The 18,494-nt window shown below is 57.5% G+C and carries 18 protein-coding genes; 12 read left to right on the forward strand and 6 right to left on the reverse strand.

Annotation, left to right across the window (positions count from 1 at the left end; all coding sequences use genetic code 11):
* Positions 1-35: 35 nt before the first annotated feature.
* From ffh to rimM, 4 genes are read left to right on the forward strand one after another with little or no spacing between them, the layout of a single operon-like run.
* Positions 36-1,571, forward strand: a complete 1,536-nt coding sequence (ffh, locus tag SADFL11_RS18455; RefSeq protein WP_008188932.1) for a signal recognition particle protein — start codon at positions 36-38, stop codon at positions 1,569-1,571.
* The gene (locus SADFL11_RS18460; RefSeq protein WP_008192608.1) at positions 1,568-1,891 is read left to right on the forward strand and encodes a chorismate mutase; all 324 of its coding nucleotides are present in this window, start codon (positions 1,568-1,570) and stop codon (positions 1,889-1,891) included. Before ffh ends, SADFL11_RS18460 begins: the two co-directional genes overlap by 4 nt.
* 19 nt (positions 1,892-1,910) lie before the next feature.
* Positions 1,911-2,297: a 30S ribosomal protein S16 gene (gene rpsP, locus SADFL11_RS18465; RefSeq protein ID WP_008196794.1), complete on the forward strand. Its 387-nt coding sequence runs from the start codon at positions 1,911-1,913 to the stop codon at positions 2,295-2,297.
* 44 nt (positions 2,298-2,341) lie between these two features.
* Positions 2,342-2,902, forward strand: coding sequence for a ribosome maturation factor RimM (gene rimM, locus SADFL11_RS18470; protein WP_008196803.1), 561 nt, complete (start codon positions 2,342-2,344; stop codon positions 2,900-2,902).
* Here the strand turns inward: rimM and SADFL11_RS18475 are convergent.
* Positions 2,845-3,369, reverse strand: a complete 525-nt coding sequence (locus tag SADFL11_RS18475; RefSeq protein ID WP_040451154.1) for a VanZ family protein — start codon at positions 3,367-3,369, stop codon at positions 2,845-2,847. The genes rimM and SADFL11_RS18475 overlap by 58 nt on opposite strands.
* 174 nt (positions 3,370-3,543) lie before the next feature.
* On the opposite strand from SADFL11_RS18475, the gene trmD reads away from it, so the two are divergent.
* Together trmD and acnA are read left to right on the forward strand one after the other, a co-directional pair.
* Positions 3,544-4,254, forward strand: coding sequence for a tRNA (guanosine(37)-N1)-methyltransferase TrmD (trmD, locus tag SADFL11_RS18480; protein WP_008193612.1), 711 nt, complete (start codon positions 3,544-3,546; stop codon positions 4,252-4,254).
* A 394-nt stretch (positions 4,255-4,648) separates the two neighbouring features.
* Positions 4,649-7,393 (forward strand): aconitate hydratase AcnA, encoded by a 2,745-nt coding sequence (gene acnA / locus SADFL11_RS18485; protein ID WP_008195505.1) that lies wholly within the window; start codon positions 4,649-4,651, stop codon positions 7,391-7,393.
* Between the two features lie 120 nt (positions 7,394-7,513).
* Here the strand turns inward: acnA and SADFL11_RS18490 are convergent, their stop codons facing one another.
* Positions 7,514-8,341, reverse strand: coding sequence for a lytic murein transglycosylase (locus SADFL11_RS18490; RefSeq protein ID WP_040452649.1), 828 nt, complete (start codon positions 8,339-8,341; stop codon positions 7,514-7,516).
* A gap of 537 nt (positions 8,342-8,878) precedes the next feature.
* Positions 8,879-9,547 (reverse strand): DJ-1/PfpI family protein, encoded by a 669-nt coding sequence (locus SADFL11_RS18495; protein ID WP_040452648.1) that lies wholly within the window; start codon positions 9,545-9,547, stop codon positions 8,879-8,881.
* A 79-nt stretch (positions 9,548-9,626) separates the two neighbouring features.
* On the opposite strand from SADFL11_RS18495, the gene SADFL11_RS18500 reads away from it, so the two are divergent.
* The 3 genes from SADFL11_RS18500 (at position 9,627) to SADFL11_RS18510 (ending at position 11,769) form a co-directional block, all read left to right on the forward strand.
* The gene (locus SADFL11_RS18500) at positions 9,627-10,583 is read left to right on the forward strand and encodes a GlxA family transcriptional regulator (protein WP_008196871.1); all 957 of its coding nucleotides are present in this window, start codon (positions 9,627-9,629) and stop codon (positions 10,581-10,583) included.
* A 313-nt stretch (positions 10,584-10,896) separates the two neighbouring features.
* Positions 10,897-11,229 carry a hypothetical protein gene (locus SADFL11_RS18505; RefSeq protein WP_209002649.1) on the forward strand — a complete coding sequence of 111 codons (333 nt, stop codon included), beginning with the start codon at positions 10,897-10,899 and terminating at the stop codon, positions 11,227-11,229.
* A 225-nt stretch (positions 11,230-11,454) separates the two neighbouring features.
* Positions 11,455-11,769, forward strand: coding sequence for a hypothetical protein (locus SADFL11_RS18510; protein WP_008193111.1), 315 nt, complete (start codon positions 11,455-11,457; stop codon positions 11,767-11,769).
* Positions 11,770-11,781: 12 nt separating this feature from the next.
* On the opposite strand, the gene SADFL11_RS18515 is transcribed toward SADFL11_RS18510, so the two are convergent.
* Together SADFL11_RS18515 and ggt are read right to left on the reverse strand one after the other, a co-directional pair.
* A complete protein-coding gene (locus SADFL11_RS18515) occupies positions 11,782-13,167 on the reverse strand; it encodes a multicopper oxidase family protein (protein WP_008195019.1) in 1,386 nt (461 codons plus the stop codon).
* A gap of 108 nt (positions 13,168-13,275) precedes the next feature.
* Positions 13,276-14,871 carry a gamma-glutamyltransferase gene (ggt, locus tag SADFL11_RS18520; RefSeq protein WP_008190779.1) on the reverse strand — a complete coding sequence of 532 codons (1,596 nt, stop codon included), beginning with the start codon at positions 14,869-14,871 and terminating at the stop codon, positions 13,276-13,278.
* Positions 14,872-15,007: 136 nt separating this feature from the next.
* Between ggt and SADFL11_RS18525 the strand changes: the two genes are divergently transcribed.
* Positions 15,008-15,439 carry a GlcG/HbpS family heme-binding protein gene (locus SADFL11_RS18525; protein ID WP_008193308.1) on the forward strand — a complete coding sequence of 144 codons (432 nt, stop codon included), beginning with the start codon at positions 15,008-15,010 and terminating at the stop codon, positions 15,437-15,439.
* A gap of 64 nt (positions 15,440-15,503) precedes the next feature.
* Here SADFL11_RS18525 and phaR read toward each other — a convergent pair whose 3' ends face one another.
* Positions 15,504-16,088, reverse strand: a complete 585-nt coding sequence (phaR, locus tag SADFL11_RS18530) for a polyhydroxyalkanoate synthesis repressor PhaR (protein ID WP_050776162.1) — start codon at positions 16,086-16,088, stop codon at positions 15,504-15,506.
* Between the two features lie 314 nt (positions 16,089-16,402).
* Between phaR and SADFL11_RS18535 the strand changes: the two genes are divergently transcribed.
* Both SADFL11_RS18535 and phbB read left to right on the forward strand, forming a co-directional pair.
* On the forward strand, positions 16,403-17,584 hold the full coding sequence (locus SADFL11_RS18535; protein ID WP_008192106.1) for an acetyl-CoA C-acetyltransferase: 1,182 nt from the start codon (positions 16,403-16,405) through the stop codon (positions 17,582-17,584).
* Positions 17,585-17,741: 157 nt separating this feature from the next.
* Positions 17,742-18,464 carry an acetoacetyl-CoA reductase gene (gene phbB / locus SADFL11_RS18540; RefSeq protein ID WP_008197257.1) on the forward strand — a complete coding sequence of 241 codons (723 nt, stop codon included), beginning with the start codon at positions 17,742-17,744 and terminating at the stop codon, positions 18,462-18,464.
* Positions 18,465-18,494 lie beyond the last annotated feature (30 nt).

Raw genomic sequence — 18,494 nt, forward strand, 5'->3', positions numbered from 1 at the left:
AGAATTCCCGGAAAATTTGAGCCAAGGACCCTTTGATGTTTGAAAGCCTGTCCGATCGATTAAGCGGCGTTTTTGACAAGCTCACCGGCCGCGGTGCGCTGTCGGAAAATGACGTCAATGAAGCGATGCGCGAAATCCGCCGCGCGCTGATCGAGGCCGACGTTGCCCTGCCGATCGTCCGGTCTTTCACCGACAAGGTTCGCCATCGGGCTGTTGGCGCGGAAGTCGTCAAGTCGGTTACGCCCGGCCAGATGGTCGTCAAGATTGTCCATGACCAGCTGATCGAAATGCTTGGTGAGGACGCTCAGCCGATTGATCTGAATGCACCGGCGCCGGTCGCGATCATGATGGTCGGCCTTCAAGGTTCCGGTAAGACCACAACCACCGCCAAGATTGCCCGCCGTTTCACCCAGCGCGACAAGCGCAAGGTGCTGATGGCCTCGCTCGACACCCGCCGTCCGGCCGCGCAAGAGCAGTTGAAAATCCTGGGCGAGCAAAACGATGTCGACACCCTGCCGATCATCGAAGGCCAGGGCCCGGTCGAGATTGCCAGCCGTGCGATGTCCGCTGCCAAGCTCGGCGGCTATGACGTGGTTCTCCTCGACACCGCCGGCCGGATCCATATCGACGAACCGCTGATGGTGGAGATGGCCGAGGTCAAGGCCGCCGCCAACCCGCATGAAATCATTCTTGTTGCCGACAGTTTGACCGGTCAGGACGCCGTCAATCTGGCGCAAAGCTTTGACGAGCGCGTTGGCATCACCGGTATTGCTCTGACCCGTATGGACGGTGACGGGCGCGGCGGTGCGGCCCTGTCCATGCAGGCGGTCACCGGAAAACCGGTCAAGCTGATCGGTACAGGTGAAAAATCCGACGCACTGGAAGACTTTCACCCGAAAAGGATCGCCGACCGGATCCTCGGCATGGGCGATATTGTTTCGCTCGTCGAAAAAGCGGCCGAAGCCATTGATGCGGAACAGGCCGCAAAGATGGCGAAGAAGATGCAGAAGGGTCATTTCGACCTGGAAGATCTCGCCGAGCAGCTCAAGCAGATGGAAAAGCTGGGCGGTATGTCCGGCATGATGGGCATGCTGCCGGGCGTCGGCAAAATGAAAAAGCAGATCGACGCAGCGGGTCTCGACGACAAGATGTTCAAACGTCAGGTCGCGATCATCCAGTCGATGACCCCGACCGAGCGCAAGAAGCCAGACCTTTTGAAAGCCAGCCGCAAGAAGCGCATTGCCGCCGGCTCCGGTGTGCAGGTGGCCGAGGTCAACAAGCTTTTGAAGATGCACCGCCAGATGGCGGACATGATGAAGAAGATGGGCAAGGGCAAAGGCATTCTCGGAAAGCTGATGGGCGGCATGGGCGGCGGCATGCCGGATGTCGATGCGCAGCAGCTGGAAGAGATGGCCAAGTCCGGCCAGATGCCGAGCGGCATGGACCTGCCAAAAGGTCTGCCGGGCGGCATGCCGGGTCTTGGCGGTCCGGGGTTGCCGCCAGGATTGCCAGGCCTTGGAGGCCCCAAGATGCCCGGTCTTCCCGGCATGGGGAAAGGTAAGAAACGTTGAGCCAGGCTGAAATCCAATTGGGCCAAAGCGCAGCTCTCGATGAGCTGACATCGCTGCGCGGTTCAATCGACAACATCGACGCAGCGCTCATTCACATGCTCGCAGAGCGCTTCAAATGCACCCAAAAAGTAGGTGTTTTGAAAGCCACCAACGACCTGCCGCCGGCTGATCCGGCGCGGGAAAAAATTCAGATCGAGCGGCTGCGGAAACTCGCAGCCGACGCCAATCTCGATCCTGACTTTGCCGAGAAATTTCTGAACTTCATCGTTCATGAAGTGATCCGGCACCATGAAGCCATTGCCGCTGAAGCCGGCAATTGAAACAAACTGGAGAAATAAAATGTCTACGAAAATTCGCCTTGCACGTGGCGGTTCCAAGAAGCGCCCGTTCTACCGCATCGTTGTTGCTGACATCCGCGCTCCGCGTGATGGCCGTTTCATCGAAAAAGTCGGTTCCTACAACCCGATGCTGCCGAAGGATTCCGAAGAGCGCGTTCAGTTGAACGTTGAGCGGATCCAGTACTGGCTCGGCAACGGCGCACAGCCGACCGATCGCGTGCACCGTTTCCTGGATGCTGCCGGTCTCCTGAAGCGTGAAGCGCGCAACAACCCGAAAAAGGCCCAGCTCGGCCGTAAGGCGCAAGAGCGTCTCGACGAGAAGAAGGCTGCTGAAGAAGAAGCTGCTGCCGCTGCTGCTGAAGCTACAGAAGAAGCTGCTGCCGAGTAAGACTGCATACGCCGCATAGATATCCGGCTTGAGGGCCTTTTGAAATGAGCTCCAAAGAGACACAAAAGGTGCTGATGGCCAAAATCGGCGCGGCGCATGGCGTTCGCGGGGAAGTGCGGGTCAAGCCGTTTGGCGATGACCCGCTTTCCTTCACCGATTATGGTGTGCTGACGACAAAGGACGGCAAGCAGTCCTTCGAAGTGGTGAGTGCGCGGGTGCAAAAGACGGTTGTCGTCACGAAATTCAAGGAAGTGACCGACCGCAACAGGGCAGAAGAACTCAACGGGACCGAGCTCTATATCGACCGGGACCAGCTGCCTGAGACAGACGAAGACGAGTTCTACTATTCCGACCTGAACGGACTGGATGTGAAGGACCCGCAGGGTGAACTGCTCGGCAAGATCGTGGCGGTTCAGGACTTTGGTGCGGGCGATCTCTTTGAGATCCGGCCGAAACGCGGCAAAACCTTCTATATTCCCTTCACCAAGGAATTTGTTCCAACGATCAATCTGGACAGCGGCTTTGTGGTTGCTGATCTTCCGGAAGACTATTTGTCGGATGAAAAGCCGGATCCGGAATCATCGACCGATTCGCCGGACAGATAACGGGTCGGCACGGGTTTCAAACCCATTTCCCCAAGATCAATGTTATTAGTTTCGTCACTCAACGCCTGCCGGGTTTCCGAACGTATCAGCGCGATCAGAGCAATCACGAGCGACACGCCGATTGCGTTTGCGACGATGTCCGGCACCGACATTTGGTGATGCGGCAGCATGCCTTGTACGATTTCGCCGAGGACGCCGAGGCTCATCGCGATGAAAGCGGAGATCCGCAACCGGCAGCAAAACAAGGCATGGATCGATAGGGTCAAAAGCGCGAAAAACGCGATATGGAGAACTTTGTCGTAGGGGTGGCTAACGCCGGTCTCAAAAACGAGGCCGACAAGAACACCAAAACCAATCAAGGCCGCAAGAGGAAGAATCCGGCCTATAGACAGCTCAATAAAATGCGGATCTTCCCGAAGAAGAAAGATGTCTGGAAGCTTGAATTTTATCCTCGGGAAACGGCGCACGACAGACCACCTGACTGTTATCTCCTTGTCACTTAGCACAAGGACGATTAATCAGAGCTTTCAAACTCCTAAAGCGGGTAAACAGCAACAGAATTACCAATTTACTTGGTAAATGGATCGTTAAGGCTGGCCCGGCATTAACTTGGCCTACTGCGGCAAACAGGCGGTGCTCCCATGGCCTTCAAGGCAACCATTCTCACGCTCTACCCTGACATGTTTCCAGGGCCACTCGGACAAAGCCTGTCCGGCCGTGCGTTGGAGAAAGGTCTGTGGGATATTGAAACCAGCCAGATCCGGGATTTTGCGGCCGATAAACACCGGTCTGTCGACGACACCCCGGCAGGCGGTGGTGCTGGCATGGTGCTGCGGGCGGACATTCTGGCGAAAGCTATTGATGCCGCGGCTCCGGTTGAAGATCCGCGTCCCCGTATTCTGATGAGCCCCCGCGGAAAACCGTTTACGCAAGCAAAAGCACATCAACTGGCCGAGGGGCCGGGTGCGGTTATCGTATGTGGCCGGTTTGAAGGCGTCGATCAGCGGGTGATCGAAACGCGCCAGCTGGAGGAGATCTCCATCGGGGATTACATCCTGTCGGGCGGTGAGATCGGTGCCATCACCATGCTGGATGCGATCGTTCGCCTGATCCCGGGTGTCATGGGCAACATGGAAAGCGCCGATACGGAAAGCTTCGAAACTGGTCTTCTCGAACATCCCCATTACACACGCCCGGCGGAGTTCGAGGGCCTGACCATTCCGGATGTCCTGACATCCGGCAATCACAAGAAAATCCACGAATGGCGTCTCGCCGAAGCCGAACGCTTGACTCGCGAACGGCGGTCGGATCTATGGTATGCCTATATGGCGGACGACGACGACGTGGATTGATTGGTGCTTCCAAAGGACAAGTCAACGGTGTCTGCCGATAGATGCCACAAGTCACCCTTCGGTGCAGAAGCCCTTGTAATTTCGTAATTAATATACATCTCCATCGGAAACGAGGTCCTGCTTCCTTAATGGGCCTGCCGGGCGGAGATAATGCATTTTTGAAGCCGTCTTTTGCCTTGGGTGTTGCACCTGTTCTGGTGAAACCGCTCGGAATTTTGTATAGGACTCTCGCGAGTTTCTTAGGGACAAGAATGGGGGAGAGGCTCTGTTCACGTCCATTGCGGAACCTTTTGGGATGAAATGGCTTTTCTTTCCAAAAAGCCCGCGAAATGTGTAGACCGGCGGCCGGCAAGACGCGGCGAGGCTGCCATGGATGCGAAGGAGACCACACGTCGTGACCCAGTCCCTCGACAGTTTCAACTGTAAGAAAACCCTCACTGCCGGTGGCAAGACCTACACCTATTTTTCCATTCCCGAGGCTGAGAAGAACGGTCTTGAGGGTGTTTCCAAGTTGCCGTTTTCACTGAAGGTTGTCTTGGAGAACCTGCTGCGTTTCGAAGACGGGCGCACGGTGACCAAAGACGACATTATGGCCTGCGCCGAGTGGTTAAAGACGCGCAAATCCACACATGAAATCTCCTACCGGCCAGCGCGCGTCCTGATGCAGGACTTTACCGGCGTCCCGGCCGTTGTTGATCTGGCCGCCATGCGCGATGCGGCGGTGAAGCTCGGCGGGGATCCGCAAAAGGTGAACCCGCAGGTGCCGGTGGATCTGGTGATCGACCACTCCGTGATGGTCGACTATTTCGGTACCGGCGATGCGTTCAAGAAAAACGTGGAACTGGAATATGAGCGCAACGGCGAACGCTATGAGTTCCTGCGCTGGGGCCAGTCCGCGTTTGACAATTTCCGTGCAGTGCCGCCGGGAACCGGCATTTGCCACCAGGTGAACCTGGAATATCTCGCCCAGACCGTCTGGTCCAAACAGGAAAACGGCGAGGAAATTGCCTATCCGGACACATTGGTCGGCACAGACAGTCACACCACCATGGTGAACGGTCTTGCCGTGCTCGGCTGGGGTGTTGGCGGTATCGAGGCAGAAGCGGCCATGCTCGGCCAGCCGATCTCCATGCTGATCCCTGAGGTCATCGGGTTCAAGCTGACCGGCAAGCTGAACGAAGGCATCACCGCCACCGATCTGGTTCTGACCGTGGTGCAGATGCTGCGTGCCAAGGGTGTTGTCGGCAAGTTTGTCGAGTTCTATGGACCGGGCCTCGACAATCTGTCGCTCGAGGATGCGGCGACGATTGCCAACATGGCCCCTGAATACGGTGCGACTTGCGGCTTCTTCCCCGTAGACAGTGACACGCTGAAATATCTGGAAGCGACCGGCCGTGACAAGGACCGCATTGCGTTGGTGGAAAACTACGCCAAGGCGCAGGGCATGTTCCGCGAGGGATCTGAAGAACCGGCGTTCACCGACACATTGGAACTAGACATCTCGACTGTCGTGCCGTCGCTGGCCGGCCCGAAACGCCCTCAAGACCGTGTCACCTTGTCTGAAGCCGCGCCGGAATTCGCCAAGGCGCTCAAAGAGATCAAGGGAACGGGCGGCGCTGGCGCGGTGCCGGATTCAACACCCGAGTCCCGGTTTGTCGATGAAGGCGCAACGGGTGTTCTCGATAAGGTTCACCAGCGCTATGCCGTTGACGGCCGCGACCATGGCCTGGCCGATGGCGATGTGGTGATTGCCGCGATCACCTCCTGCACCAACACCTCCAACCCTTCCGTTCTGATCGGCGCGGGGCTGGTTGCCAGAAAAGCGCTGGAAAAGGGTCTCAAGGTCAAGCCGTGGGTAAAAACCTCGCTAGCCCCGGGCTCGCAGGTCGTGACCGACTATCTGGAAAAGGCGGATGTCCAGAAGGATCTCGATGCGCTGGGCTTCAACCTGACGGGCTATGGCTGCACCACCTGCATTGGCAATTCCGGCCCGCTCGATCCAGCGATTTCCAAGACCATAAACGACAATGATCTGGTCGCCTGTTCGGTGCTGTCCGGCAACCGGAACTTTGAGGGCCGGGTCAACCCGGATGTGCGCGCCAACTATCTGGCCTCGCCGCCGCTGGTGGTTGCCTATGCGCTCGCCGGATCCATGCACATCAATGTGGCCGAAGATCCGCTAGGCGAAGACCGCGATGGCAACCCGGTCTACCTGAAGGACCTGTGGCCGACCACTGAAGAGATCAGCGCGCTGATCCGCTCGTCTATCACCGAAGAAATGTTCCGCGAACGCTATTCCGACGTTTTCAAGGGCGATGAGCATTGGCAGGGTATCAAGGTGGAAGGTGGCATGACCTACGGCTGGCCGGCCGGATCCACATACGTTCAAAACCCGCCTTATTTCGAAGGCATGACCATGGAACCGAAGCCGCTCGAGGATATCGAGAACGCGGCGGTCATGGGCCTGTTCCTGGACTCAATCACCACAGACCACATCTCTCCGGCGGGGGCCATCAAGGAAAACAGCCCGGCAGGTCAGTACCTTTCCGAGCATCAGGTCGCCCGCAAGGACTTCAACTCCTACGGTTCGCGGCGCGGCAACCACCAGGTCATGATGCGTGGCACCTTCGCCAATATCCGTATCAAGAACCAGATGGTTCCGGGTGTTGAAGGTGGCGTCACCATGAAGGATGGCCAGGAAAAGTGGATCTACGACGCCTGCATGGAATACCTGGAAGCGGGCCGCCCGCTCGTGGTGTTCGCGGGCAAGGAATACGGCACCGGCTCGTCCCGCGACTGGGCTGCGAAAGGCACCAAGCTGTTGGGTGTGCGTGCCGTCATCGCACAATCGTTCGAACGCATTCACCGGTCAAACCTTGTCGGCATGGGCGTCATCCCGTTGACCTTCAAGGAGGGAGAAAGCTGGCAGTCGCACAACATCACCGGCAAGGAAAGCGTGACCATCAAGGGCATTGCCGACATCCAGCCGCGGCAGATGATGGATGTGGAGGTTACCTACGAGGACGGCACCACCAAAACCATCGAGTGCCTGTGCCGCGTCGATACCGAAGATGAGCTGGAATACATCAAGGCAGGCGGTATCCTGCACTATGTGCTTCGGAACCTTGTGACGAACTGAGTTCAAGCGGGCAGGGGTGGTCTCAGGAAACCTCGATGCTCTTTGATATAGAAACAAAACGGGCGCCTCGAGACGCCCGTTTTTCTTCATTCCAGGACCTGCTGTTCTTGCGAGCTGATCTTATTGGTCGATCAATCCGGCAGCGTAGGCGATGGCGCGCTGATAGTTGCCGCTGTCGTTCCAGGTCGAGAGAACCCGGAAATTGGCTGACCCGTCCGCGAAAGACCGTCCAGCCCGCCAACCGTTGCGGCGAAGCATGTTTGCCGCTGTCGCAAGCGCATCTGCTGCATTGTTGGGGTCCGCACGGCCGTCACGATTGCCGTCGACGGCAAACCGCACCCAGTTGCCCGCCAAAAACTGCATGTGCCCGAGTTCACCTGATGGGCCGCCGCGGCTGTTGCCGGTGATCAGACCCCGGTCGACCAGTTGCAGGGCGGCAATCGCATCGTCTTCAAAGCGCGGATGACGGCGGCAATAGGAAGCCAAGGTGACGGCACCGCTCACAATACGGGTGTTGCCGGTATACCCGCCCCAATTGGTCTCATATCCCCAAATGGCCACAAGGATCGAGCCGGGCACGCCATAGCGTTTTTCAATGGACTGAAACAGTCTGGCGTTCTGCTTGAGTTTGCGTTTCGCACCGGAGACAAATGTATTCACGCTGGAAAAGCGGCTCTTTAAAAACTGTTCCGGACTGCGATAGCGCATGCTGGATTGAGACGCCGGGTTTGATTCAAACCGCCACGTGATACCAGAGAGTTTAGCCTGTTGCAGCGCCTGCAGACCGCGTTGCCGGACACCGGACGCTGAGGCCTGTTGCGCGAGCTGCTGTTTATAGGCCCCAAACTGTCCCTTGCTGGTGATACAAGATGCGGCCAAAGCCGGTGTTGCCATCATCGTACCGGCAACAATCGCCACCATTCGCAGCGCGGCCCGTCTTGGTGTCATATCAATCTCCATCAATCCGAATGGTCCAAGGTCAAACTGCCAAACACATGTACGTCACCTTACAATAATCACTGATACCATACACCATACTTGGAGCTGGCTTACCCAAGTCCGGCTTTAGACAGTCCGTGATCATTTGATTGCAAAACCCAAAAAGCGTCGCAAAGCAGATGCGCGCAGCCTAAACACGTTCTGATCAGTCCAGTTTATACAGATACTTACCGCAATTTTACAAAGCCGTGATGACGCCATTGGAAATCGCTCGGCGCTGGTCCACGCGTTGACCTCTCAGGTCCAGGTCTTGGGATCCATACCGCTACTCCAACGCAACAACTCTCAGAATGTGAAGCGAATCGGATTGTATGTCTGCGATCGCGTCGGGACAGGATTGTCACTGAGGAGAGAGTTGGCCGGGTGATACGGTGGTAAAGCTGATGTTCCGGCCTAGAGCCAGGCCAATTCAGTGGGATGCAGATCCCGGATCAAGTCCGGGACGGCATCTACAGATGTTGCATTCGTTTGGTGGCGGCAGAGGCTTCAAACCGGCGCACCGAACAGGGCCAGCCGTTCCTGGCGGGAGTGCGCCATGCGCCGTCGTGCTTCGGCGATGATCTCGGGTGCCGCGTCTTCCGGGGTGCCGGATGAGAACGGTGGGGCCGGGGCATATTCAAGCGCGAGTTGGACGGTTTTTGCCTCTTCTTTTCCCAGAAGATCAGCAAGGATTTCCAGTCCGAAATCGATGCCGGATGTGATGCCGCCGGCCGTATAGAGAGTGCCGTCTTTCACCACCCGCTCCTGGACCGGTATGGCGCCCAGTTGCGGCAGGAAGTCGACAGCGTTCCAGTGGCTGGTCGCGCGTTTGCCATTCAACAGCCCGGCGCGGCCAAGAACCAGCGATCCGGTGCACACGGAAGTTACATACCTAGCGCTTGCCGCCGCGCGGCGAACGAACTCCAGTACCTCATCGTCTCGCAAAAGCGGATTGACACCTCCGCCGCCCGGGATGCACAGGACATCGAGCTTCGGACACTCTGAAAACGTTGTATTTGCGTGGATTTCCATGCCGCTGGTCGTTGTAACCAGGTCGCGGTTCTTCCAGATCAAATGAACCTTCGCGCCCGGCACGGCTGCAAATGCATCGTTCGGTCCGGCAACATCAAGCAGCTGGACATTTGGAAAGATCAGAATTCCGAAAGACAGTGTCATGAGAACCTCCATATTGACAGGCCCGTGATAGCAGCCCACCATCTGGCGATCTGGACAATTACCCCAAAATTTAAGCCAAATGACACGCCGTATTGAAATTCTTACTTATGACGCGGTCCAGGTGCTGGACATCACTGGGCCGATGCAGGTGTTTGCCTCGGCCAATGAACAGTTGATCGCGGCTGGAAAAACCGCTGCCTATGAGATTGAAACGGTGTCGGCGCTTTCTCCGGTGAAGAGTTCCAGCGGCCTTGCGCTTCTCGCAGGTCCCTTGCCGAACGATGATAGCGTCATCGATACTCTCCTGGTTCCAGGTGGGTACGGGATCGACCGCCTGTGTGAAGATGCGGAAATTCTCGGCTGGCTGACTGCACGGGCCACAAATGCCCGGCGGATTGCTTCTGTGTGCAGCGGTGCGTTTCTGCTGGCGACAGCCGGGTTTCTGGATGGCAAACAGGCCGCAACGCATTGGCAGCGCTGTGCCGAATTCAAACGTAGGTTTCCGGAAGTCCGGTTGAAAGCCGATCCGATCTATGTTCAAGACGGCAGTCTTTGGACGTCTGCGGGCGTGACGGCCGGAATAGATCTTGCCCTTGCTCTGGTTCAAGAAGATCTCGGCCGGGAACTGGCGCTGCAGGTTGCCCGGCAGCTTGTCGTTTTTTTAAAACGTCCCGGCGGGCAATCCCAATTCAGTGCCGCGTTGACACTTCAAAACGACAGCGGCCGCTTTGATCAGCTGCATGCCTGGATGATCGAGAATCTCCAGAACCCCATAACCTTGAATGACATGGCCGAACAGGCGGTCATGAGCCCGCGCACACTGTCCCGTCACTACAAGAAAGAAACCGGCCGCAGCCCGATGCGCACACTCGAAGAGTTGCGGCTCGATCAGGCCCGTCAACTCCTTGAGCAGGACCGCCCGGTTGCGCAAGCTGCAAGCCGCAGCGGGTTCGGCACGGAAGAAACCTTACGGCAGGCGTTCCAGCGCCGGTTTGGTGTCAGTCCCCAGGCCTACCGGGAGCGTTTTTCGGGCTAGCCGATTGGACGCTTTGGTCACTGCCTCGGAAACGCTACCGGGAGAACTTGGCAAACACAGGGTTTTCCAACATGGGAATCACTGCCGGAAAATTGAAACGCAAAGTTTCAAGACGGGATTGATGTTTCCACCACTATCCCCGGTTTTTGCCTGAAATGTCCTAAATTTGATCAATCTGTTAACTTTTTGAGGGCGGAAATGGCCGATTTCTGCGGACAAAAGGTTAACGCCTCGTTAAACTGGCACATGAGTTGCGAGGTCAGAGGGAGAGCCGCGACAAGCGTGCCATTCTGACACAATGAGGCGTTAAAACGTGCGAGTGAACCCTGTTACATCAACCGGCCGTGCCAATGTGAGGCGCAAGCGTCCCTCTGTCGGTGAGACGGAGAGCGAACGCAGACCGGCCTTTTCTTCGCATTTGCCGGTCCCGCTCGAGCCGGTTCTTGAACGCAAGCAGGATGCATTTGCGGGCCGGTATCGCCCGAATTCGATTTTTCTCGCCCACTTGATCGCCACCCGCGATGGTGAGCTTCAGGCAAGGTCCGGCAGGCAGACAGAACCCCTCACCGGGGTCAACACCTACCGGGCGACCGCTGCCCTTCCCCGCCAGCGGGGGGCCGGTCACGTCCTGAAGACGGAGCGGTGAGGTTTGACGTTTCCAGACGTACCACTGGACACCTTGGCCCGGAGCTTTTGCTTCGGGCCTTTTTCGTTTTTGAGGCGCATGCGTGTGGATCTCAGCAGAACGGCGAACTGTGACTGAAAACACAGTTTCATTTCGGAACAAGAGCTATTGTGATCTTGGTTCCGGACAGATGCCGGACCTCCGAACAGATTGGCCATGGACTGGCCCAAACCGGAGAAGACGTAAATGCAAGTTCAACCGATCATCGCCATCCGGCCGCCGAAAATCCGTCAGCGTCCGGCGGCTGATGTTCCCCCGGCTGGCGATAGCGAGCCCCGCTCGCAGCCGGAGTTTGTTCCAACCAGCACAGAAGCCACGCCAGCGGCTGTTGCTTCACCGGTCGAAACTAAGCCCCATGCTTATTCCGAGCGCACTGCGCATCTGCTGATTACCCATCAGGCATACGCGCAAACAGCGCTTGACCGGTCGAACCAGATGGAAAGCTATGCATCCGCCAACCGCTCCGTGCATTCGGTGCCGAGCATCTCGTTTTCTGTCTGATGCTTTTCTGATCTAGCTTTCAATTCTCAAGAAACCAGCAAGGCCGGTTTTCTGGTGTTCGATCACGTGGCAATGAAAGGCCCAGTCGCCGGGATTGTCCGCTACCAGCGCTACCTCCATCGTTTCTTCTTCGAGCAACAGAGCCGTATCTGTCACGAGCGGTGGCAGTTTGCGCTTGTTGGATCGAAGCAACTGGAATGAAACACCGTGAAGGTGAATCGGATGGGCATTGGGCGATTCGTTGCGCAATCTAAGAATATAGGATTTGCCGAGTTTCATCCGGGCCAGCGGATCAAGCGGTCCCGGCACATCACCTGGCCAGGCCTTGCGGTTGATTGACCAGAACGTATAGCCAAGAGATCCGCAAATACTGGCTTGAGGGGCATCCCCTTCTGGTGACCAGCCAAAGACAAAGTCGATCACCTCTGCATTGCGAAGGTCCGGTTTCGGGACCGGATTGGCTGGAAGAGGTTTGAGATCTGCCAGTTGGCGGTTTGCGCTTGCGCCGGTTGCCTTGAAGCGCGCCAGTGCTTTGTCTCCATTTGGCCGCCGCAGGAAGAGCGTCACCTCTTCGCCGTCGTCATCAGGAACCCGCAAGGCGACGTCGGCCCGCTGACCGGGAGACAACAGTATATTTCCTGCGGACATCGGTCCGGGGAGCGGATTGGAATCGAGCGCTATCACTTGAGACACACCGCCTTCAACGCCGAATGTCCCGACCCGCGTGACATCGGTTAAGGCCAATCTGAGCCGGACCAGACCGCCTGCTGGCACCTCATAAACCGGACCAATCTGCCAATTCACCGTTGAGACAGTGCCGTATGTGCCGCCGCGGGCGGCGTTGCGGGCCTTGAACATTTCAATGAATTGACCATCGCCGCCAAGACGGAAGTCCCGGATATTGAGCGGTACATCCAGATCGAACCCCGGGTCTTCGTCTTCGTCAACGATCAGTACACCTGTCAGGCCACGGCCCATTTGCTCCAATGTGTTGCAATGCGGGTGGTACCAGAAGGTGCCCGCATCCGGCGGGGTAAACGCATATCGAAAGGACTGACCCGCTTCGATCGGATGTTGGGTAAGATACGGCACACCGTCCATCGCGTTGGCGATCCTGAGGCCGTGCCAGTGAACCACGCTTGCCTCATCCAAAGTGTTCTGGACGTCAATTAAGGCCTTCTCGCCCCGTCTCATCCGCAAGACAGGCGGCGGGTCATCTGGAGCGAAACTCATCATGTCGCGGGTGATAGTTCCCGGCAGAAGGCCGTGTTCATATGGGGAGATGGTCAGCGTGTGATCTGGGCTGTTGGCAGCGCGCGCTGCCAGTCCGCCGGTTGCAAAGGCTGCACCTGCCGCCGCTGATCCAAGCAGCAGCTCGCGCCGGGAAAGTCCCAACATCTTCAATTCTCCAAAAGTCATCGGCGCGTCCAGGTGCAGTTCTGCACCCGGACCGTGTTTCGCTCAAGGAGATTTACTGACGCAGGCCGTTCAGAGACATGCTCTGGATCAATACCCCGCCGCGTGGCCGTCTTTCCGCGGATCGGATCCTGCGGTGAGCACATGGCGCGCCTTGTCGATCATGATCGCCTGACTGCCGCCTATGGCGCCCTGGGCCGGCACAACCGTGTGACCAAGTGCTTTCAAGCCATCAATCGTGGACGGCGGCACAAGGCGTTCAGCCTGCAATGCATGGGTTTCCAGATCGAAGAACATGCGCGGGAAATCAATCGCCGCCTGCACATCCATGCCGTAATCGATGATGTTGGTCAGCAAATGCGCATGACCGCAGGCTTGATAATGGCCGCCCATGACGCCGAACGAGAGCCACGGAGCGCCGTTTTTCAAGGCCACGGCTGGAATGATCGTGTGCATCGGGCGCTTGCCGCCGGCGATGGAGTTCGCAAAGCCCGGTTGCGCCTTGAACGAGCGGCCACGGCAATGCAAAAGCACACCGCTTTCCGGCGCAACAATGCCGCTGCCGAAATCGCTGAAAAGGGAATTGATGAACGAGACCGACAATCCGTCCTTGTCGACGATGCTCAGGTAGATCGTGTCAGTCTGCGGCGCGAGGCTCGTCTCAGCGATGTCTGTCTGCCGTTTGTCGATGGAAATACGCTGCGCAAGCTGATCGATGTAGTCTTCACCGATCAATCGGGTATGGCAGATGTCCATATAGCCTGGGTCGGTCACATAGTGATCGCGCACCGCGTAGGCGAGGCGGGCTGCCTCCATTTCCAGATGAAACCTCTCGGCGCCAAACGGGTCGAGATTCTCAAGATGAAAGCGCTCTAGAATGCCCAGCATGATTAGCGCAATCACACCCTGACCGTTGGGCGGCAGCTCTGCAACCGCGTGCCCCTTGTACTCGCGGACAACCGGAGAAACAGCTGTTGTGTGGCAGGCGGCAAGGTCATCGGTTGTCATGATCCCGCCCTTGGCGGCCAGTGCGCCAACGATATCTTCCGCAATCGCGCCGGAATAGAAGGCGTCAGCCCCTTCATCGCCGATGGCTTCGAGTGTTGCCGCAAGATGCGGGAACTTCATTACCTGGCCAATTTCAGGCGCGGCTCCCCTGACCAGATACCTGGCTCCGGAGACCGGATCAGCGGCCAGCTTGTCCACGTTCTTTAGCCAGTCGTTTGCAACACGCGGTGCGACGGGGAAGCCATCCCGCGCATAATCGATCGCGCGTTTGAACAGAGGTTTGAATTGGCGGGTGCCGTGGGCTTTCAGCAGCGTTTCCCAAGCCCGGATTGCGCCCGGTACCGTGACTGCATGCGGCGAGGTGTCGGTGATTTCAGAAACGCCCAGCTCTGCAAGTTTTTCAGGGCTGGCTGCGCGCGGCGCCGCGCCAGAACCGTTGAAGCCGGTGAGCCGGCCGTCCGGCTCGGTGACCAGCGCAAAGCAATCACCGCCAATACCGGTCATATGCGGTTCAACAACAGCTTGTACGGCCGCAGCGGCAATGGCTGCATCGACGGCATTTCCGCCATCTTGCAGCACTTCGATCGCGGCGCTTGTCGCCAGCGGATGGGAGGTCGCAACAGCAGCTTCGCGTGCAAATACCGGTGATCTGCCTGGTGCCTGAAAGTCCCGCTTCACTGAATTCCCCCCATGGCGGCTGGCGATTGTTTCCTATTGGCCGCAAATGATTGTTGAATAAACACTCTATTCCATGCCGGGCTGCTCTGTTAGCAAGCTGGCAATCTTGGCCCGCACCTTAAGGAGAACCAGCTCAATGCGCAAACTCACACTTTCAACCGCAGAGACCATCATTTCTGCCGCATACGAAAAAGCAGCAGAACTTAGCCTGAAACCATTGACGGTGGTGGTTTTGGATGCGGGCGGTCATGCGATTGCCCTGAAGCGCCAGGACGGGTCTTCCATCATGCGTCCGCAGATCGCAACCGGCAAAGCGGTTGGTGCACTGGCGGTGGGCACAGGTACACGCTGGCTCAACGCCAATGCGGAAACCCGTCCGCACTTCGTCAACGCCCTGAATGGAGCTTCCGGCGGAGCGATCATTCCGGTGCCGGGTGGCGTGCTGGTGAAAAACGAAGAGGGCGAAACCCTCGGCGCCGTCGGCATCACCGGCGATACGTCAGACAATGATGAGGCTTGTGCTGTCGCAGGTGTTGAGGCTGTCAATCTCGTCGCAGACTGCGGCTGATCAGATGAGCAAAAAGCGGCAGTCCAGATGGGCCGCCGCTTTTTTGTTTCAGAAAGAGACCCGATCAGGGCTTGTCAGTCAATTTGCTGATGGTCTTCTGCATTTCTTCCAGCTGCCGTTTCATGTCGTCCAGGTCGCTGGCCTCCGGCTGTGCGGTTTTCTTCTCTGAACCCGGCGCGGCAGCTGCCGCGCCTTCCCCGGTCGGGAACGGCATGAACATTTTCATGGCCCGTTCAAACATTTCCGTGTTGCGCTTGACCTGGTCTTCTATGGCGTCGAAGGCGGTCGCGCCGAAAGCATCGGTCATCTGGGCGCGGAGCTTTTCTTGTTCCTTGGTCAGCGATGTCATGGAGTATTCCAGATAGCTGGGTACGAGACCCTGCATACTGTCTCCGTAAAAGCCGATCAGTTGCCGAAGAAACGACACGGGCAGAAGGTTCGTTCCTTTTGCTTCCTGCTCAAAAATGATCTGGGTCAGAACAGACCGGGTGATGTCGTCGCCGGACTTGGCATCATAAACGACAAAGTCTTCCTCCCCCTTCACCATCACCGCGAGATCTTCGAGGGTCACATAAGTGCTGGTGCCGGTGTTGTAGAGCCGCCGGTTGGCGTATTTCTTGATGATTGTCGGCTCACTGGTCTTGGCCATCAGATGGTTCCGCCTTTTCATTCCGCAGCTGCGTGCCTGCAGTGGCTGTTTATCATTTGACGACAAGGCCTTCGCAGACTTGTCATCTCCTCCAACTATGAGACTAAGCCAATCGTATTGTCTCGTGCCAGCCTTTTTATGTGCAGTGACGAAAGGATAATGCCGCAACAGCGAAAACAGCGCCGCATAGGGGTTGTCACGGTTGACACACTTCCCGCTGCAAGTTCTAGTCCACTCATATTCACGGTTCAGGGAGGCCGTGAAAGAGGTCACCCATCCAAGGCCATCAGACGGCCAGAAGTTTGGAGAGTAATATGAGCGCTTCCACCGACGTTGTTATTGTCAGTGCGACCCGCACCCCGGTTGGGTCTTTCAATGGATCTTTCGCAAACACGCCAGCACATGAGCTTGGAGCGCATGTCATCAAGGCTGCTTTGGAGCAGGCCAAGGTTGATGGCGCGGATGTTGATGAGGTTGTATTCGGACAGGTCTTGACCGCGGGACAGGGCCAAAACCCGGCGCGGCAGGCTGCGATTGCCGCTGGCATTCCTGACGGGGCAACAGCGTGGGGCCTCAACCAGGTGTGCGGTTCGGGTCTTCGCACCGTTGCGATTGCAGCGCAGCAAATCCAGACCGGCGATGCGACCGTCATGATCGCAGGTGGTCAGGAAAATATGACCCAGTCGCCGCACTGTGCTCCGATGCGTGCGGGCTACAAAATGGGCGACTACAAGATGGTCGACACCATGATCAAGGACGGCCTGTGGGACGCGTTCAACGGCTACCATATGGGCCAGACCGCAGAGAACGTTGCCGAGAAGTGGCAGATCACGCGTGAGCAGCAGGACGAGTTCGCCGTTGCCTCTCAGAACAAGGCAGAGGCTGCCCAAAAAGCCGGCAAGTTCAAGGATGAGATCACCCCGTTCACGGTGAAGACCCGCAAGGGCGATATTGTGGTTGAGGATGACGAGTACATTCGTCATGGGGCAACAATGGAAGCGATGCAAAAGCTTCGCCCGGCCTTCAACAAGGAAGGCACTGTAACGGCCGCAAATGCCTCCGGCATCAATGACGGCGCAGCAGCGCTGGTGGTTATGAGTGCTGAGGAAGCTGAAAAGCGTGGCCTCAAGCCGCTGGCGCGTATTGCGTCCTGGGCAACGGCTGGCGTTGACCCGACCATCATGGGCTCCGGTCCGATCCCGGCATCGCGCAAAGCGCTGGAAAAAGCCGGCTGGTCTGCAGAAGAACTGGATCTGGTGGAAGCCAACGAAGCCTTCGCTGCGCAGGCGTGCGCGGTCAACAAGGACATGGGCTGGAACCCGGACATCGTCAACGTCAATGGCGGTGCCATCGCGATCGGTCACCCGATCGGAGCGTCCGGTGCCCGCATTCTCTGCACCTTGCTGCACGAGATGGTTCGCCGCGACGCCAAGAAAGGCCTCGCCACGCTCTGCATCGGCGGCGGCATGGGCGTCGCCATGTGCCTGGAGCGCTAAGGCGGCTTACCCGAAAGTCTGAAGTCATAGAGAGCTTTCTTTGACATTGGTCATGGTTGGGCAGGAGGCGCCCTGCCATGACTACATCCCGAAATAGACTTGTAATGAACTCAAACGTGCCGGAAAGGCCGTAGAGGGGAAACCAGGAGGGGAATACATGAGCAAGGTGGCATTGGTTACCGGAGGCACCCGCGGTATTGGTGAGGCAATCTCACGCGGATTGAAAGAAGCGGGTTACACCGTGGCGGCCACTTACGCCGGCAACACCGAGAAGGCTGAGGCCTTTAAAGCCGAGACCGATATTCATGTTTACAAGTGGGACGTTTCCGATCCGGACGCTTGCGCTGCCGGCATTGCCCAGGTGGAGAGCGATCTCGGCCCAGTTGAAGTTCTGGTCAACAACGCCGGTATCACGCGTGATGGCATGTTCCACAAGATGGACTTCGATCAATGGCGGGCCGTGATGTCCACCAACCTTGATTCCATGTTCACCATGACGCACCCGGTGATCAACGGCATGCGCAGCCGGGGCTCTGGCCGGATCATCAACATCTCGTCCATTAATGGCCAAAAGGGCCAGATGGGTCAGACCAACTATTCGGCTGCAAAAGCCGGTGTGATTGGCTTTACAAAGGCGCTGGCTCAGGAAAACGCCTTCAAGGGCATCACCGTCAACTGCGTGTGCCCGGGTTACATCGGCACCGACATGGTTGCTGCCATGCCAGAGAAGGTTCTGGAATCCATCGTTGGTGGCATCCCGGTTGGCCGGCTTGGCAAACCAGAAGAAATTGCAGAGACAGTTGTCTACTTGGCTTCCGACAAGGCCGGGTTCATGACCGGTGCGGTTATGACCATCAACGGTGGCCAGTACATGGCTTAAAGCCTCTGGTTCAATCTGATGAGAAGGCGC

This window comes from Roseibium alexandrii DFL-11, assembly GCF_000158095.2.
Classification (GTDB): Bacteria; Pseudomonadota; Alphaproteobacteria; order Rhizobiales; family Stappiaceae; genus Roseibium; species Roseibium alexandrii.

Excerpts from the sequence above, each read along its gene's own strand:
- phbB (WP_008197257.1), top strand. The coding sequence starts at position 17,742 with ATGAGCAAGGTGGCATTGGTTACCGGAGGCACCCGCGGTATTGGTGAG.
- phaR (WP_050776162.1), bottom strand. The coding sequence starts at position 16,088 with ATGGCCAAGACCAGTGAGCCGACAATCATCAAGAAATACGCCAACCGG.
- SADFL11_RS18500 (WP_008196871.1), top strand. The coding sequence starts at position 9,627 with ATGACACGCCGTATTGAAATTCTTACTTATGACGCGGTCCAGGTGCTG.
- trmD (WP_008193612.1), top strand. The coding sequence starts at position 3,544 with ATGGCCTTCAAGGCAACCATTCTCACGCTCTACCCTGACATGTTTCCA.
- ffh (WP_008188932.1), top strand. The coding sequence starts at position 36 with ATGTTTGAAAGCCTGTCCGATCGATTAAGCGGCGTTTTTGACAAGCTC.
- SADFL11_RS18510 (WP_008193111.1), top strand. The coding sequence starts at position 11,455 with ATGCAAGTTCAACCGATCATCGCCATCCGGCCGCCGAAAATCCGTCAG.
- SADFL11_RS18535 (WP_008192106.1), top strand. The coding sequence starts at position 16,403 with ATGAGCGCTTCCACCGACGTTGTTATTGTCAGTGCGACCCGCACCCCG.
- SADFL11_RS18495 (WP_040452648.1), bottom strand. The coding sequence starts at position 9,547 with ATGACACTGTCTTTCGGAATTCTGATCTTTCCAAATGTCCAGCTGCTT.
- SADFL11_RS18515 (WP_008195019.1), bottom strand. The coding sequence starts at position 13,167 with ATGTTGGGACTTTCCCGGCGCGAGCTGCTGCTTGGATCAGCGGCGGCA.
- rpsP (WP_008196794.1), top strand. The coding sequence starts at position 1,911 with ATGTCTACGAAAATTCGCCTTGCACGTGGCGGTTCCAAGAAGCGCCCG.
- SADFL11_RS18525 (WP_008193308.1), top strand. The coding sequence starts at position 15,008 with ATGCGCAAACTCACACTTTCAACCGCAGAGACCATCATTTCTGCCGCA.
- rimM (WP_008196803.1), top strand. The coding sequence starts at position 2,342 with ATGAGCTCCAAAGAGACACAAAAGGTGCTGATGGCCAAAATCGGCGCG.
- SADFL11_RS18490 (WP_040452649.1), bottom strand. The coding sequence starts at position 8,341 with ATGACACCAAGACGGGCCGCGCTGCGAATGGTGGCGATTGTTGCCGGT.